This window comes from Pseudomonas sp. NPDC089741 (genome assembly GCF_044748825.1).
Lineage (GTDB): Bacteria > Pseudomonadota > Gammaproteobacteria > Pseudomonadales > Pseudomonadaceae > Aquipseudomonas > Aquipseudomonas helmanticensis.
Genome location: NZ_JBIVGT010000013.1, coordinates 12,651 through 28,737, shown reverse-complemented (window position 1 = coordinate 28,737; position 16,087 = coordinate 12,651). Strand labels below are relative to the sequence as shown.

General features: G+C 53.1%; 17 protein-coding genes. 13 read left to right on the top strand and 4 right to left on the bottom strand.

The window, feature by feature from the left end:
* The first annotated feature begins 60 nt into the window (after positions 1–60).
* The 6 genes from ACIPZE_RS14865 to ACIPZE_RS14840 all read left to right on the top strand — a co-directional run bounded on the left by ACIPZE_RS14865 (position 61) and on the right by ACIPZE_RS14840 (position 3,152).
* A complete protein-coding gene (locus ACIPZE_RS14865) occupies positions 61–627 on the top strand; it encodes an antibiotic biosynthesis monooxygenase (RefSeq protein ID WP_400773553.1) in 567 nt (188 codons plus the stop codon).
* A gap of 133 nt (positions 628–760) precedes the next feature.
* The gene (gene folM / locus ACIPZE_RS14860) at positions 761–1,471 is read left to right on the top strand and encodes a dihydromonapterin reductase (protein ID WP_400773551.1); all 711 of its coding nucleotides are present in this window, start codon (positions 761–763) and stop codon (positions 1,469–1,471) included.
* 21 nt (positions 1,472–1,492) lie between these two features.
* Complete coding sequence (folE, locus tag ACIPZE_RS14855) at positions 1,493–2,053, top strand: GTP cyclohydrolase I FolE (RefSeq protein ID WP_129389247.1); 561 nt, start codon at positions 1,493–1,495, stop codon at positions 2,051–2,053.
* The gene (gene folX, locus ACIPZE_RS14850) at positions 2,054–2,425 is read left to right on the top strand and encodes a dihydroneopterin triphosphate 2'-epimerase (protein ID WP_053117178.1); all 372 of its coding nucleotides are present in this window, start codon (positions 2,054–2,056) and stop codon (positions 2,423–2,425) included.
* Between the two features lie 99 nt (positions 2,426–2,524).
* Positions 2,525–2,821, top strand: a complete 297-nt coding sequence (locus ACIPZE_RS14845; protein ID WP_129389244.1) for a DUF1244 domain-containing protein — start codon at positions 2,525–2,527, stop codon at positions 2,819–2,821.
* Positions 2,814–3,152 (top strand): HopJ type III effector protein, encoded by a 339-nt coding sequence (locus ACIPZE_RS14840; protein ID WP_400773548.1) that lies wholly within the window; start codon positions 2,814–2,816, stop codon positions 3,150–3,152. The genes ACIPZE_RS14845 and ACIPZE_RS14840 overlap by 8 nt, the downstream gene beginning before the upstream one ends.
* Positions 3,153–3,394: 242 nt before the next feature.
* Here the strand turns inward: ACIPZE_RS14840 and trxB are convergent, their stop codons facing one another.
* On the bottom strand, positions 3,395–4,357 hold the full coding sequence (gene trxB, locus ACIPZE_RS14835) for a thioredoxin-disulfide reductase (protein WP_129389238.1): 963 nt from the start codon (positions 4,355–4,357) through the stop codon (positions 3,395–3,397).
* 311 nt (positions 4,358–4,668) lie between these two features.
* Here trxB and cysZ point away from each other — a divergent pair, with 311 nt between their 5' ends.
* The 5 genes from cysZ to ACIPZE_RS14810 all read left to right on the top strand — a co-directional run bounded on the left by cysZ (position 4,669) and on the right by ACIPZE_RS14810 (position 9,906).
* Positions 4,669–5,421 (top strand): sulfate transporter CysZ, encoded by a 753-nt coding sequence (gene cysZ, locus ACIPZE_RS14830; protein ID WP_283437661.1) that lies wholly within the window; start codon positions 4,669–4,671, stop codon positions 5,419–5,421.
* 90 nt (positions 5,422–5,511) lie between these two features.
* Positions 5,512–6,801 carry a DUF6538 domain-containing protein gene (locus ACIPZE_RS14825; RefSeq protein WP_400773544.1) on the top strand — a complete coding sequence of 430 codons (1,290 nt, stop codon included), beginning with the start codon at positions 5,512–5,514 and terminating at the stop codon, positions 6,799–6,801.
* Positions 6,802–6,815: 14 nt separating this feature from the next.
* Complete coding sequence (locus tag ACIPZE_RS14820; protein WP_400773541.1) at positions 6,816–7,127, top strand: hypothetical protein; 312 nt, start codon at positions 6,816–6,818, stop codon at positions 7,125–7,127.
* A 719-nt stretch (positions 7,128–7,846) separates the two neighbouring features.
* Positions 7,847–8,671: a phage antirepressor KilAC domain-containing protein gene (locus tag ACIPZE_RS14815; RefSeq protein ID WP_400773540.1), complete on the top strand. Its 825-nt coding sequence runs from the start codon at positions 7,847–7,849 to the stop codon at positions 8,669–8,671.
* A 368-nt stretch (positions 8,672–9,039) separates the two neighbouring features.
* Positions 9,040–9,906 (top strand): hypothetical protein, encoded by an 867-nt coding sequence (locus ACIPZE_RS14810; protein WP_400773537.1) that lies wholly within the window; start codon positions 9,040–9,042, stop codon positions 9,904–9,906.
* A gap of 750 nt (positions 9,907–10,656) precedes the next feature.
* Here ACIPZE_RS14810 and ACIPZE_RS14805 read toward each other — a convergent pair.
* Positions 10,657–11,430 (bottom strand): OfxX fusion product, encoded by a 774-nt coding sequence (locus ACIPZE_RS14805; RefSeq protein WP_400773535.1) that lies wholly within the window; start codon positions 11,428–11,430, stop codon positions 10,657–10,659.
* Positions 11,431–11,600: 170 nt separating this feature from the next.
* Here ACIPZE_RS14805 and ACIPZE_RS14800 point away from each other — a divergent pair, with 170 nt between their 5' ends.
* Complete coding sequence (locus ACIPZE_RS14800; protein WP_400773532.1) at positions 11,601–11,831, top strand: helix-turn-helix domain-containing protein; 231 nt, start codon at positions 11,601–11,603, stop codon at positions 11,829–11,831.
* Positions 11,832–11,963: 132 nt separating this feature from the next.
* On the opposite strand, the gene ACIPZE_RS14795 is transcribed toward ACIPZE_RS14800, so the two are convergent.
* The gene (locus ACIPZE_RS14795) at positions 11,964–13,844 is read right to left on the bottom strand and encodes a YecA family protein (protein ID WP_400773530.1); all 1,881 of its coding nucleotides are present in this window, start codon (positions 13,842–13,844) and stop codon (positions 11,964–11,966) included.
* 155 nt (positions 13,845–13,999) lie between these two features.
* On the opposite strand from ACIPZE_RS14795, the gene ACIPZE_RS14790 reads away from it, so the two are divergent.
* Positions 14,000–14,620, top strand: a complete 621-nt coding sequence (locus ACIPZE_RS14790; protein ID WP_400773527.1) for a recombinase family protein — start codon at positions 14,000–14,002, stop codon at positions 14,618–14,620.
* Between the two features lie 131 nt (positions 14,621–14,751).
* Here the strand turns inward: ACIPZE_RS14790 and ACIPZE_RS14785 are convergent, their stop codons facing one another.
* Positions 14,752–15,696: an STM4504/CBY_0614 family protein gene (locus tag ACIPZE_RS14785; protein WP_400773525.1), complete on the bottom strand. Its 945-nt coding sequence runs from the start codon at positions 15,694–15,696 to the stop codon at positions 14,752–14,754.
* Between the last annotated feature and the right edge of the window lie 391 nt (positions 15,697–16,087).

Here is a 16,087-nt window from a genome sequence, read left to right as displayed (position 1 = left end):
CGGCCTGCGTCAGGCGAACTTCCTACCCGGAACGACGCAATCGAAATACGGAGATACACAATGTCTACTTCCCCCGTCACGCTGATGGTCGCGCGTCGCGTCGCCGATGGCCGCTATCAGGATCTGATTGCCTGGCTTCGCGAAGGCGAACAACTGGCCACCGACTTTCCCGGTTATCTTGGCTCCGGCGTGCTCGCTCCGCCGCCCGGCGATAACGAATTCCAGATTATTTTCCGCTTTGTCGATGAACAGACCCTGCACGCCTGGGAGCACTCCGCTTCGCGCACTGCGTGGCTGGAGCGTGGCAGCGATCTGTTTGCGCATCCGAAGGAGCATCGTGTCAGCGGCATCGAAGGCTGGTTCGGTGCGGCCGGTCAGCGTCCTCCACGCTGGAAACAGGCGGTCGCGATCTGGCTGGCGTTCTTTCCGGTGTCGCTGCTGTTCAATTTTGCCCTCGGCCCGTTGCTCGCTGAATTGAGCCTGTTGCCGCGTGTATTGATCAGCACGGCATGCCTGACACCGCTGATGGTCTACTTCTTTATTCCACTGTCGACGCGCTTGCTGGCGAACTGGCTGAACAGCACGCCGGTACGACTGCCGGTGTCTGCAGTACCTCAGAAACATTGAAGATCGCAGCCTCGTTGCACTCGACAGCTCCTACAGGGATGTGAGCTGGCCGGTGCAGGAGCTGCCGCAGGCTGAGATCTTTTCAGGCGCGTCGCTGTTATAGTTTTTGCTCCCACCGCGATGCGAGCCGTTCATGCCTGATTCCGCAGCCCCGATCCTCATCACCGGCGCCGGCCAGCGAGTCGGTCTGCATTGTGCGCAGCGTTTGCTCGAGGATGGTCATCGGGTCATCTTCACCTACCGCACTGAACGGCCCGGCGTACAGGCACTGAGAGACCAAGGCGCGCTCGGCTTGTACGCTGATTTTTCCAGCGAAGCGGCCATTCTCGCGTTCATCACCGAGCTGAAAACCCACACCGACAGCCTGCGGGCGATCATCCACAATGCGTCCGAATGGTTGGCAGAATCGCCGGACAGCGAAGCCGAAGCCTTCACGCGCATGTTCAATATCCACATGCTCGCGCCTTATCTGCTCAACCTGCACTGCGGCGAGCTGCTGCAACGCTCGACGCCTGCCGACATCATCCACATCAGCGACGACGTCACCCGCAAGGGCAGCAGCAAACACATCGGTTATTGCGCCACCAAGGCCGGGCTCGACAGCCTGACCCTGTCTTTTGCCGCGCGTTATGCGCCAGCCATCAAGGTCAACGGCATTGCCCCGGCCCTGCTATTGTTCAACCCCGAGGACGACGCGGCCTACCGCGCCAAGGCCCTGGCGAAATCCGCGCTGGGCATCGAACCTGGCAGCGAAGTGATCTACCAAAGCCTGCGCTATCTGCTCGACAACCCTTATGTCACCGGGACGACCCTGACCGTCAACGGCGGACGGCACGTCAAATAAGCCGCCTCGCGAGGATGTTCCATGACCCGCTCACTGCCCGAGAATTACCGCGACATCCTCATCGGCCTCGGTGAAGATCCCGATCGAGAAGGACTGCTCGACACCCCGACGCGCGCGGCCAAAGCCATGCAATACCTGTGTCACGGTTATGAACAGAGCGTCGACGAGATCGTCAATGGCGCACTGTTTGCCTCGGACAGCGACGAGATGATCATCGTCGCTGACATCGAGCTGTACTCGTTGTGCGAACATCACTTGCTGCCCTTCATCGGCAAGGCCCATGTGGCTTATATTCCGACGGGCAAGGTACTGGGTCTGTCGAAGATCGCGCGACTGGTGGACATGTTCGCCCGGCGTCTGCAGATTCAGGAAAACCTCACCCGGCAAATCGCCGACGCGGTGCAACAGGTCACCGATGCTGCCGGCGTTGCCGTGGTCATCGAGGCCAGACACATGTGCATGATGATGCGCGGTGTTGAAAAACAGAATTCGACCATGAACACCTCGGTCATGCTCGGCGCCTTCCGCGAGTCGAGCAATACCCGCCAGGAGTTCCTGCAATTGATTGGACGGAGCAAGTAAATGCCACAACTTCAGCCGGGAATGGCGCGCATCCGGGTCAAGGATCTGCGCTTGCGCACCTTTATCGGGATCAACGAGGACGAGATCCTCAACAAGCAGGATGTGCTGATCAACGTGACAATCCTGTATGCCGCGCAGGAAGCGGTGCGGGACAACGACATCGATCACGCATTGAACTACCGCACGATCACCAAGGCGATCATCGCCCACGTCGAGGGCAACCGTTTTGCGCTGCTCGAACGCCTGACTCAGGAGTTGCTCGATCTGGTGATGAGTAATGGCTCGGTGCTGTACGCCGAAGTCGAAGTCGACAAGCCGCATGCGCTGCGTTTTGCCGAGTCGGTATCAATTACGCTCGCGGCAAGCCGCTGAGCTTCAAGCTTCAAGCTTCAGGCGGTAAGCTAACGGCCGACCCCGATCCAATCTTGCAGCTTGAAGCTTGCCGCTTAAAGCTGTCTCGCAGAGACTCCCATGACTGATCAACAACGCCTCGAACTCGAAGCCGCCGCCTTCCGCCGGCTGGTCGCTCACCTGGACAGCCGCAAGGACGTGCAGAACATCGACCTGATGAACCTCGCCGGGTTCTGCCGCAACTGCCTGTCGAAGTGGTACAAGGCCGAAGCCGACGAGCGCCAGATCGACGTCAGCCTCGATGACGCCCGAGAAGTGGTTTACGGCATGCCGTACGCCGAGTGGAAAGCCCAATATCAGCAAGAAGCCAGCGCCGATCAGCAAGCGGCGTTCGCCAAAGGAAAAACCCATGAGTGACCTCAACACCCTGCGCGTCAGCCTCAACAGCGGCGAACACGTGTTCGCCGACACCCTGGCTTTTGTTGCCGCCGGTTACGACTACCAGCCGCAAGCCTTCAACAACGGTGGCGTGGAAAACGCTGCCGGGCAGAACGAAGGTTCGTGCAAGACTTTGGGTCTGGCGCTGCTGGAAGGGCTGAGTGATGAAGAAGCGCTGCTGGCGTTTGGCGAGCATTACCGCTCGGTGGTGGCGACGCCTGAGGGCAGCGATCACGGCAATATTCGTGCGTTGATCAAACATGGCCTCGCTGGCGTGAAATTCACCGCCCAGCCCCTGACCCGCCGCTGATCAAGATCAAAAGATCGCAGCCTTCGGCAGCTCCTACACTGATCTGATCGTTCCCACGCTCCGCGTGGAAATGCAGCTGGGGACGCTCCGCGTCCCAACGGACGCAGAGCGTCCAGATGAGGCATTCCCACGCAGAGCGTGGGAACGATCATCATGGGATCAGTGTAGGAGCTGCCGAAGGCTGCGATCTTTTGATTCTCATAAAAAAACCGGCCGAAGCCGGTTTTTTTGTGCCTGCGATCTTAGAACGAAGCGTTCTGCAGACCGTCCAGGTAACGCTCGGTATCCAGGGCCGCCATGCAACCGGCGCCGGCCGAGGTGATGGCCTGGCGGTAAACGTGGTCAGCCACGTCACCGGCAGCGAAGATGCCTTCGACGCTGGTCGCGGTAGCGTTGCCGTCACGGCCGCCCTGCACCACCAGATAACCGTCTTTCAAGGTCAGCTGGCCTTCGAACAACGAAGTGTTCGGGGTGTGACCGATGGCGATGAACACGCCGTCGACGGTGATTTCGTCGAAGCTGCCGTCGTTGTTCTTCAGACGCGCACCGGTCACGCCCATGTTGTCGCCCAGGACTTCGTCGAGAGTGGCGTTCAACTTGAGGATGATCTTGCCTTCAGCGACGCGAGCGTTGAGCTTGTCGATCAGGATCTTCTCGGCGCGGAAGGTTTCGCGACGGTGGATCAGGGTCACGGTGCTGGCGATGTTGGCCAGGTACAGTGCTTCTTCAACGGCGGTGTTGCCGCCGCCGACCACTGCAACAGGCTTGTTGCGGTAGAAGAAACCATCGCAGGTCGCGCAGGCGGAAACGCCTTTGCCCATGAACGCTTCTTCCGAGGGCAGGCCCAGGTAACGCGCGCTGGCGCCAGTGGCGATGATCAGGGCGTCGCAGGTGTAGGTCGCGCTGTCACCGGTCAGGGTGTAAGGCTTGGCAGCGAAGTCGACGGCGTTGATGTGATCGAAAACGATCTCGGTTTCAAAACGCTCGGCGTGCTCGCGCATGCGCTCCATCAGGACTGGACCGGTCAGGCCGTGGACGTCGCCCGGCCAGTTGTCGACTTCGGTAGTGGTGGTCAGTTGACCGCCAGCCTGCATGCCGGTGATCAGCAGTGGCTTGAGGTTGGCGCGGGCCGCGTATACCGCAGCGCTGTAACCGGCAGGGCCGGAACCGAGAATAATCACTCGCGAATGACGGACTTCAGACATGACCTGCTCCTGTTGACCGGGCCGAAAAACGGGCACGGATCGCCGGACTGCCGGCGGGAATAAAAAAGGACTGTGGATAACCTTGGGGAAGGCGTGAGCTCGACAGTCCTGTAAAAAGTTGGGTGCAGCGTATCGAGGGGGGCAAGATTAAGGAAATACGGTTTAACAATCCAGCTCATAGGTGGTCTCTATGCCGACACACTGACGAGATGGACGTCTTTGTTACAGTGAATGTCGATCGCTCTACCGCGCTTTCGCAGCGGTTGCAAAGTCGGTAAGGTCGGCGCGTTTTCCCTTGCTCGGAGCACCTTATGCCCGCCCCTGTTCTGTCCGGTCCGCAATATCTGCGCGAAGGCCTCAAACTGGTCTTGAGTCCAGGCCTGCGCCTGTTCGTGTTGTTGCCGCTGGCGATCAATCTGGTGCTGTTCGTCGGATTGATCTATCTGGCCGGCCACCAGTTCAGCCTGTGGGTCGATACGCTGATGCCGTCTCTGCCCGAGTGGCTGAGTTTTCTCAGCTACATCCTCTGGCCCCTGTTCGTGGTGCTGGTGGCGTTGATGGTGTTCTTTACCTTCACCATGCTCGCCAACGTCATCGCCGCACCGTTCAACGGTTTCCTCGCGGAAAAAGTCGAAGTGGTGGTGCGCGGCACCGATGATTTCCCGGCGTTCAGCTGGGGCGAACTGATCGCCATGGTCCCGCGCACCCTCGCCCGGGAAATGCGCAAACTCGGTTATTTCCTGCCCAGGGCGATCGGCCTGTTCATCCTCTCCTTCATTCCGGTGGTCAACATCGTCGCCGCGCCGCTGTGGCTGCTGTTCGGGGTGTGGATGATGGCGATCCAGTACATCGACTACCCGGCGGACAACCACAAACTCGGCTGGAACGAGATGCTCGCTTGGCTGCGACAGAAGCGCTGGCAGAGCATGAGCTTTGGCGGGATTGTCTATCTGGTGCTGCTGATTCCGGTGGTCAACATCCTGATGATGCCGGCCGCTGTCGCCGGGGCGACACTGTTCTGGGTGCGTGAGCGTGGCGCCGAGAACCTTGTGAGCCAGCGCTAACGCGTCGTCACAAAACTCTCCACTCAGAGCGTCCGTTAACCACGAAAGTCGTGCCCTTTCCCAGCCAACTGATACACAAGGCTGGTACACATGGCACTGATTGCACAACCATTCCGGCACCCCGACTCGGGCATCTACTACCTCCGACGCAGGGTGCCGGATGATCTAAGGCACATCATCGGCAAGACCGAGATTCGCCGTTCGCTGAACACTCGACACCACCAGCAAGCGAAGGCCGCGTTTGCCGTTGCGTACGCTGATTCCGAGCGTTTGTTCAATGATGCCCGCCAAGGGCTCTGCATCGAACACCATCAGTCGAAGGTGCTAGCGAAGCCCCTGCCTACCTCTTATCTGCCAGCACATATAGAAGCCTCTATAAAGCTTTCAGAAGCGCTTGCTCGCTACGTCCAATCCATCTCCATGTCGGGCAGGTCGGAGTACGTTTCTCGCCGTCATGCTGTCGACTACAGCCGTGCTGTCAATCGGTACATCACTGACGTGAGCGACATGCCCATTGCGGCGATCCTTCCTTCAGATATCCATAAGTTCGCTGCCAACCTGATCCAGCCTTCGGATCCGGAGGTTAGGCCGCTGGCAACCTCATCTACGCGACTACTATTGGCAAGGCTGTCATCGGTGCTGACGTTTGCGGTGGACTCTGGCTTGATTGAAACAAATCCCGTCAGTACATCACGAATTCACAAGCGTCTAGGATCAGGTAAACCGAAACGCCGCTTGGACGATAACCGGGGATACAGCTGGAGCGAACTGGTCACAATGTTCAGTCATGCCGAGTTTCAGCGGCTTCGAACTGCCGAAGGTCGTCCGGGCAACGCAGTGTTCTGGATACCCTTAATAGCCGCGTATACAGGTGGCCGACGTGAAGAACTGGCTCAGCTGTACGTTGAAGACATACACCAGCACGAAGGGAACTCATGGTTCATTCGCATCATTGACGACCACCCCGACAAATCCGTAAAAACAGATAGCAGTCGAAGGGAAATTCCTGTCCATCCTGACTTGATAGCCATGGGCTTGTTATCGCTCGTACAAGGACGCCTGCCTGGAACGAGGGTTTTCCCACAACTAGTCAAAGTCTCCGATGGCTTTGCAGGAATCGTCTCCAAATCATGGCGTCCGATCACTCAGCTCTGTGGAGTGTATCAACCAGGCCGCAACCCTCTTCACGCGTTCCGACACAGCTTCAAAACCCTAGCCAGAGAACATGGTATCCCCAAGGAAGTGAGCGACTGGATCACCGGGCATGCTTCGGGACATATCGGGGACAGCTATGGCATCAACCCGCTGTCACGAATGGCTTCGGAAATACAGAAACTACCGAGCCTTGCGAAAGCTGCTGGTCTTCTGCCAAGCGGGTAAAGAGGATCACATAGGTGAGGGTAGAAATTGACGGGCTTTGTGTTGATCGTCGAGTGGGATATGCAGAACGTGCGAGAAAAGCTGGATCACGCGCCATCGAAGAGCCTGGTTGGTACAAAACGAAACTGAGCATCACTGCCCCCAAAAAGGCGATTTACAGCTTTCGCCACAAACTCATCGATGATCTGCGAGACGCTGGGGTGCAGAACTCGCGAATCAAACGGATGCTGGGCACGAAAGAAGGCGCTGCCACGATCAGCATTTATGGCAGTCACAGCCCGCTAAAACCGATGGCGAAGGCACTAGGCCACATAATGATCACTTAACCTACCTGACATTGACCTGACCCAAGCACAAACGCACAGGACTACGGGATCCGCATGACGAGCAGCATGGGTGGAACTCGCTGCGCCACATAGACATATCTCAATGAAACGCGTGTATGCCTAGCCATAGTGAACATTTGGCAAATAACGAGGTACATCACTTAAATAAACTTTAAAGCTAAAGCAAGGTATGTATCGGTTAAATTTATTTTCGGTAAATTTCGAGGTAAATTATTGACCACCCAAAACAAATAGCTAAGATGGCGCCACACCAACTGATGACGACTAAGCAGGCTCAACGAGCAACTTACCCAACCAACATCCCGCATTGAAATACAAAGCCAAATGTGACAACGCTCTTTCGAAGCAACCAAGTATGACATTCACAGACTACAAACAAAGAAAGTCACGTATACCTACCACAAACCCAAACACACCCACTTAAATAAGAACTATGCTTTTTGAGAAAAAATTATGACTTAATGATTATATCCAGCCACCAAATCCCGCCGCCCGAAACATGTACGAAGGCAAATAGCACCACGCACCAAGAGAATCCAGCGATGCCATAACCCCAATAGCACACTATGCAAATGACTTACGCAGCCTACTAAGATGCAATTAATACGCACACCTCGACACCTCATAACACATGCTCATAATTGGAGCCATGAGGGATCTATGCTTCAAAATAACTTTTTATACAAGTGAGACACTATATGTTTGAATCCACTACCTACAACCACGCAACAACACGCCCCAAAAACAAAGCTATTCGAATTGACGGCCGGGGACTTTCTTTAGAGCGGGAGATGATACCGCCGCTCGATCAACAGGCCAGCGTATTAACCATGAGTAGCTTGGAGTTTTCTGTATTGACCGAAACTCCGCACGAGGAAGTGCTAATGGATATCTGCGAGATGCTAGATGATCAAGGTCTTGATGCTTCCGATTATTTGGAAGCATTCGAAATCGAGGACAACAACAATCTTTCTTTCAGTTTACCGAAAGAGGAAGTATTCACCCTACTTGATTGGTATAGCATTTCAGTACAAGCTAAGGTTATTGATCGTTGGCATGAACTGGAAGCTCAAACTAAGAAGCCAGTCTATACCACCCCAACTTCGCTTACAGAAGCTTTGAAATTAGCTGCGACGTTGGAATGTAAACGTCTGGCACTGGTTGACTCAGTGAGAACTTTGGAGGAAAGGCTTTCAGGTGTCGCCGAAAAGGTAAACTTCTACGATGATATTGCTGATACCGGTGAGTTATTCAACACTGCAGTGGTAGCAAAGACTTTAGGCACGGGCAAGATGAGATTTTTCAACTTCCTACGCAAGCATAAGGTATTGCTGGGCACCGGAAACAAGCGAAACCTGCCATATCAGCAGCACTTGGATGCGGGTCGACTTAAAGTAAAATGGATTACAGGAACAGATCGTCAAACTGGGGAACGATATATCAAACCCGTTCCTCTATTCACTGGCGAAGGCATCATCTGGATCCATCAATTCGTTGAGCAAAAAGGGCGCCTTGGTCTATAAGGAGTCCAGTATGATTCGCATAGCTGCGGTAATCGGTGCGTGCCACTGCATCTTGATTTCCACATGGTGAGCTAGGCTAAAGCAGGAAGGTGTGTAGCCCCGGGCAACGCTATGCACCCATCTTGGCTAAGCACTCCTTGAAGGAGGCTGGTGACATTGCACTGGCTCTCCACTCTGCTCATTGCGACGAACTGTCGAAACAATACCCGGCAACAGATACTGGACCAGCAGCACTTAGTCTAACCAGACCATAAACTTGTTTGCTGATGCCGCCAGGCCACTGAGCAAGGCGCATTCCTCTCGCCTGCGATATGGGTTACGTGTACCCGATAATTTACAACCGAAGACTTGCGTATGAAACGAATTTAATGAACAAAGAGAAGCCTAGCGCTGCCCCATCAAAGTGCACTACAGAGACCTCAACAGAGACAACCGCTATCAAACTTCGTAAAGACGGCATGTCAATCGCTAACATCATGAAGGAGACTGGACTACCCGAACGCCAAGTCAAACGACTGATCGCTCATATCGTGAAGCCACAGAAGGAACAGAGGACCGTAACGAAAATCCCAACACCACTAGCCAAAGCTTCGGAACGAGTCTTTACACTGGCTAGTCGCCCTTGTGGCATTCGTGACTTCGAACTTCGGAACATAATGCATGAAGAGTATGGCAGCACGTGGGATACATCAACTGGACGATACAATAGCGATTATGACAGTGACAAGTTAAAGCGCGTAAGAGCAAAAGTTAGGGAGCGAGCACTCGCGGAAGACTGCGACGTAATTTTCACCATGGACTGGATAAGCGAAGAGGAACCAAGGGCAAGTAGCCAATACCTAATTTCCGCTGCAGACGGATTAGCTAGTAGAATCAATGAACATGTTGCTGAGTACATGGCCCTGCATGCTACCCGATGGAAAGAGGACAGTGATGACGCTCGGCTTGCACAGGTCAAACAACGTTATGCAGCCGAAAGACACCTGCTGAAGCTAGCGGTAAAGAACTACGGCAAAGAGCCAATTGACAAACTACTAGAAAGAACCGCAACAGTTGTTGACAAGTTAGAGAAAACTCCAGATTCACCTCTATCCAAGTCCGGCCAGAATTATGGCAATAGCGGTGCCCAGGAGGATAAACAGGACTACTACCCTGAACCCCCTCGACGGAACGCTTTCCTCGACTTCGTAGAGTCGCAGGGATGGATAAAAGAAGTGGACAACAGGCTCATATAGCTGAGAGTTGCTCACGCCTGTCCGGAAATTGAAACTCGCGCCCACCATACTAAGTGTATGGCAAGAGCCGGACACACTACTGCATGAGATCAACCTTTTATATATACCTTGTGACGGTAACGTCACCGATCATAGCCTGTGCCCTGAGGCACACCCACTAGAACTCTATTCATTTAAGAGGGCGGATGGGCAGAAAGCCCGCCCTAGTTTTGGCTTTTGATCTTGATGTTAACTGTGCAAATTACTGTAGAAGTTATTATTCCGTGGCGTCTACGCCACAAGATATCCATGCACAACTCAGATCAAAAGCTTAGTGGGGCTTTAGCCCTGCCCCACCACTATATATTATAGCCGCAAGGCAAGATAATCATCCTTTATAGAGCTAATTGGTGACGTTCCGTCACAGCATATTAACCTGTGCTGTGAAGCAAGTTATCAGCTCTGTTCAGTGGGTGGATGGGGCTCAGCCACCACCCAGCTCTTGATCTTGATCTTGATCTTGATCTTGACAATGCCAAGTAGCATAAGAAACCAGAGTGAACTGATAGCAAACGTACAAGGTAAACCATAGGTAAGCCGCTAAGCAGCTCAAGGGAAGCACCTGTGCCCAGATAGCGAGCACTAGAATGCAGGGATACGATTGGGACTCGATTAAGTAGACCATCTAGGTGAGCTAGGGGTAGCCCATCCCATGAACGTTAACGCCCAGATGGATAACTAAACTCTACAGCGGTAGCAGCCCTATAACTGTCACTCCGGAGGTTTCCCCTGCGGCAAATGTTCACCGAGGATTTCCAAGGGCATTGATCCGTTGAGGTTTGCCATGACATTTAGAAACCCATCGACAGCAATGATCCAAGCCCTGTGCGTCCAGACGGGTGCAAGCGTGTTCAAGTTCAGGTTCAGAGTACCAACAGGGTTGAATAAGGGTCTTGGGTTTTGCCAAGAAGCTGTGAACAGTGACAACTTCCCATCCACAATCGAAAACTCTGGCACCGGCTTTAGCTCTCCCTTCCGGGGGCCGTGCGGCTCCTTGGGTTGCTGGTTGTGCCAACTAGCCCTAATGGCTTCGTTAAGTCCATCAATCAGCCCCACCGGCTCCGAGGCCAAGAGATTTGACGTTAACTCGTTCAGGGCATTGAACGCTGTTCGAGCTTTCGCTAATTGAACAGCTTCAATCTGACGCTTGCGGTTGTGCTCAGCAACTACCTTGCGATCTCGTTCAGCTACTTGAGCCTCGCGTTGGCGTTCTGCCTCGCGGGCATTATCCAGGCGTTGTTGGGCTTCAGCACTCAAGGCTGGCTTGACGTTCGTACCGGGTTGAGCGGGAACAGTCAGGGTTGCGGGAGAACCACGCTCATCAAAAACTTTAAGCAATTCCCCGTCTGGAGCGTATGGCGTCAGGTAAAGGTTGGCCCCGTAAAACTTCCCACCGGGCACGGCGGCTTCCAGTTCCTTCATCGCCACCTCAAAAGCCTTCACCAGCTGCTCCGGAGTAATTTCACCTTTGATCTTCAGTCTCACGCTTCGAATCCTTGATGTCCTTTCGCCTGTGCGGCTTGCCGTCGCAACCCTGAAAAGTTGGTAGCTAGCCCTTGGCGCGGCGCCTTTGGACAACGGGCAGACTGGACAATCTGCTCTCTATGTCACGATTAGTGTGTGTCCGATTAGAGCACATCACCCGACCATAGGGAATGCCAGCACCGCCTCCCGCCCCAGCACTTCAGCATCAGTTCGGCACCCGAGTCAGGGAGCTCCGCGTGGCTATGGGTATGAGCCAAGAAGCTTTTGCTGATCGGTGCGGCTTCGCCAGGACGTATATGTCCCGCATCGAAACTGGCGGAGCTAACCCTTCTATCAATGCCATCAAGGTGTTGGCCGATGCTTTGGGCGTTAGCATCTCGGATCTGTTCGAAGGAATGTGAGCAGAGGATTTCCCGGCGCATAGCTATTGCTGTAACTAATGAACATCCACCCACCAATCCTGTGCCGACCCGGCATTCCTAGGCCTATGCTCATCAGAAGCCCCGGAACCACTGGCATTGAATGCAGATGGACTAAGCTAGGTCCCCGTGTCTGTCATCGTCCTTGTGGTTTGGCATCGAACCTGCCATTCGAGCACAATATTCGGTGGCCAATTCCTTCTGGGTCAGCGTTATCAATCGCTCGATGTCGGAAGCGTGCCCCATGAATTCAATCAGTGTGTCTTTGGGAGTGTTCGAGTAGGTTTCCCATAAAAAGTTGAACCAGTCCATGTCAGTCTTCGGGCTCGAGCGACCTGCATTCCTGTCAATGACGCCGAAAAAGGTTTCAGGGTGCTGGGAGTAGGCATGTAACTCTTCATCCGAGAGTGGAAGCTTGATAATGAAGCGCTGCTGTTCGTCGCTGCACACGACACACCACGCTTCTCTCTGCTCGGACATGACGACGCCACTCTCCAACGTCGCTTCGACCTGAGTTCCGTCAGGACCCGGCACTTGCATCCGGCGACCAACCTGTAGCCTCCCCTCGGCACTTCCACCTGCGAACGCGTCTGGTTGTCCATTGAATGTAGCGGGAATGCCCCTGTGCTTCTGCATAGACTCCAGCAGGGAGAAAATTGGTGCATGCCGTCGCCTAATCTCAATCTGTTGAGTTAGGGTTTTAACCCCAGGATGTAAATCATCGAGATGAAACCCCCACAGCAGCATCCCACAAGTCAGATCAATGGCATCAAGGTGATGCTCATGCGGGTCGTACGTTACGATGACGTAGGCTTCTGGGAGGGCCTTAGCTACCGGATCCAACTCAAAGCGCTTGAGCTGGCTTTCAGCCTCCACTAGTGCTATCGGATAGGGCTGCTTCCTTCCCAGTTCTAGGCGCGCATCGTTCGTGTCAATGAAGACTATTCGAGGATGATCCGACTGCTTGCTCAAGGCTCGATGCATCTGCCTATTGATTTTCATCCGCTTGCCTTCTCGCCGCTTTGCCTCAACGGCGTAGATTGCACCTGACGCCGCGTGCGTAGCGATGAACTCGACGTGGGTAGTACGTCTGTCAGTTTCATCTTGGTGCTGCAAACTGAAGCCAGCCCGAAGCAGAGCAGCAGCCACCCGTACCTCATACAACGCACCTGGGAAGTTATCGGAGCATTTGATTCGGTCGATCAGAAGCTTCTGAATCTCAACAGAGTGTTTCAGACTGTAAAGGTCGTATGAGAAGTGCATATAAGCCTCAATGGCCCCAGTCATTAACTGGGCAGCCCCTACCCCCATCTGTTCCACGTGAATGCTCGCTTGCTCGTAGCTACGGACAGCCCAAGTGAGAATGCGATGTCTCTGTGGCGGAGGCTTGCTTAGCTCGGACATCCACCAGCCTCTACCTAAAACGATCTTCGGGTAATCGTTGAGGAAGTCGTGAAAAGTCTTCCATTTCTGGGAGAAGTGGATCTCCCTTCCGACTGCTATGACTCTGTGCTCCTGGAATTCAGTGGAGATAATCGGCTTACCAAGGCCTTGTTGTTCGCGCCTCTGAAACTCATTGGCCTCATGACGCAAGAGCGTCGCCCGCAGCTCCTGTTGCATATGCGGCCGATTGAGCTTTAGCTCCATGTCGAGACTTTCGATAGACCCGTGACATTTCTTGAGTTTCCGACCGCTACCGCACGGGCAAGGATTATTTCGACCAATTTTGTTAGGCATTTTCTTATTCATCCCAGAATGTGAAAACGAGAGCTTGGTCAAGGTATTGGCGGTGAGACGATCATCAGTAGGTGCCGGTAGGTGCCGGAACCTGCACTTCCACAGAACACCCAGAGGATCAAGCATCCAGCTTTTCATGAGGCTGAAGAAAACATCATAGACGGTGGAAGGGACACATGAAGCAAGTCCAGAGACCCGCATCCACCAGCCCAATGACGTCATTGGTGCAAACCACCAAAGGTCGTCGGATTTCAGCATTCTAGCTTCGGTAAATTGGCCCCCCCCTATCAGAGAAGTAGACAGGTTTGGTAATCCAGCTACATTCTTAAAGCACTATCAAATGACTATTGCGGATAGCTATACGATTAGATTATCATTGATCTATCTTATTCTAGAACAAAGGATAGCAGGTCATGAATACTCATCTCTACCTGCGTGCATCAACAAAGGATCAGGACGCCCACCGCGCGAAAGTAGCACTGGAAACGTTCGCTATTGAAAAGGGGTTGTCCATTACCGGTGTGTACGCCGAGAACATAAGCGGCACCAAACTCAACCGGCCTGAACTCATCCGTTTGCTGGGCACTGCCGAAAAGGGTGAGGTGCTGTTGGTGGAATCAGTAGACAGGCTGAGTCGCCTCTCGCAAACCGACTGGGACACTCTGAAGGCAACCATTAAGACCAAAGGGCTTCGCTTAGTGGTAGCTGACTTGCCTACCAGCCATATGATGGTTGAGGACAAGGGCATCACAGGGCAAATCATGGAGGTCATCAACAGCATGTTGCTGGATCTGATGGCAACCATGGCCCGCCTAGATCAAGAGAAGAGAGTACAGAGGATTAAAGAAGGCCTGAAGAACAAACGCGAAGCTGAACCTGAGTGGAAGCCAACGGGCAAAGGGCGTAATCAAAAGAAGTGGGACAGAGTAGCGGGCTTGCTCAAGCGGAATGGCAACACTATGGAAGAAATCGCCAAGATCGCGGACGTGGGAATTGCTACCGTTTACCGCATCAAGCGGGAACTAACTTTGTAAGCCCCTACTAGCGTGGCATCAGCCGCTAGCGGGGGCTTTTCGCACCCGTGATATTTTGGCTTTGTAGCCGTTGACGGCAAGGTGGCACGGTAATGGTTCTTAACCTCGACCCATCCCGTGCGAGGTTTTAATCAAAGCTGTTCAAATTCTGTTTCAGCCTCACAGATAAACAGTAAACATGCGGCAGTCATGTTCAACATATACGAAACAATGTGACGTGGAACCTCTGTAGGGGTTGCCCCTTGACCATGGCCGGATATTTTATTTCTGCCTGTAGGAATGCCGCTTTCCAACAAAGACTTCAGAGATGAAAAATGCGACTGCCAGAAACTAGGTATTAGACCATTATCCAAGCAGGTCTGTATTAATGAACTAGCGGTCGCCCTGTCACTAATTTCCCAGTCACGCTTGCGACATACCGATTTCAGAATACTCTCAAATGACTTCAAGCATTCATTTAGGGTCTCTTTGAAATTGCCGTGACGATAATGTTCATGCGCCCTATAGAACTCCTCCTCGGCCCCCGCACACCACTCGCCCTGCAGCAGCGAAAGTACTGGCTTAGTAACTTCTGCATGTATAAATTCCGAGTCAATACGAACTATCAAATTCTCTGCAAATCGATAACCTAGGCCATGCTCTTTGAACCTTTGATTCGCTTCCTCAATTAGCTCATCGAGCTTGTCGCCATTGTCGTCGTATCTACCACCGTAGTAGTCTTCTCGAGCCGTGGTATTCATCGCCCCGAGAGCAAGTTCAATGCCATCGATCAATCGATCGACATTACGTTCAGAGAACATGAAATGGTAAAACTCATCATAGTGAGTTGAATATTTACCATGACCAAACCCAGCAAGGGTAAATGATCCATACTCTCGATTAAGAGTTGATACAATATCCTCCCACACTTTTAGGACATCTCTCCTTCCAGTATAGATAACACGCCCTATTCCGTCGTCAAAGATATGAAACAACTGAACAATTAACTCTCGCGAAATCGAATCGTAAGTGTATATCTCCGGAGTCTCGCCACGCTTACGCTTTAATCTTTTTGAATACAGATCATGTATGGCCACAGATAATCCTTTTCTAAAAAACCGTTTACCATTTCTCGCCCGACCGAAGCAATCTCAGACTCACGCGACAATAAAATTTTTACTCTAAGCCGCCTCCATCAAGCTATATCAGAATTGCCGATCAAGGGGCACTTAAACACCATCAATCGAGCCTACAACAATGAAAGCCTGCTCCTATTGCTGCTGCTTTTCGCATCAGTGATATTTTCCGCATCTAACCCAATCCTAAGTTAACTACAGACAAGTCCGATTGATAAAGCGCTCAAAACTTACCATAGACATCAACAGCCGTAATGCAGGGTAGCGTAGCGCCAACAACGAAGCTAGGCAATAATTGCCACGCTAATCAGAATAAAGCTCGTCTTCCGTTTGAGACACCAAGGTCACTAGA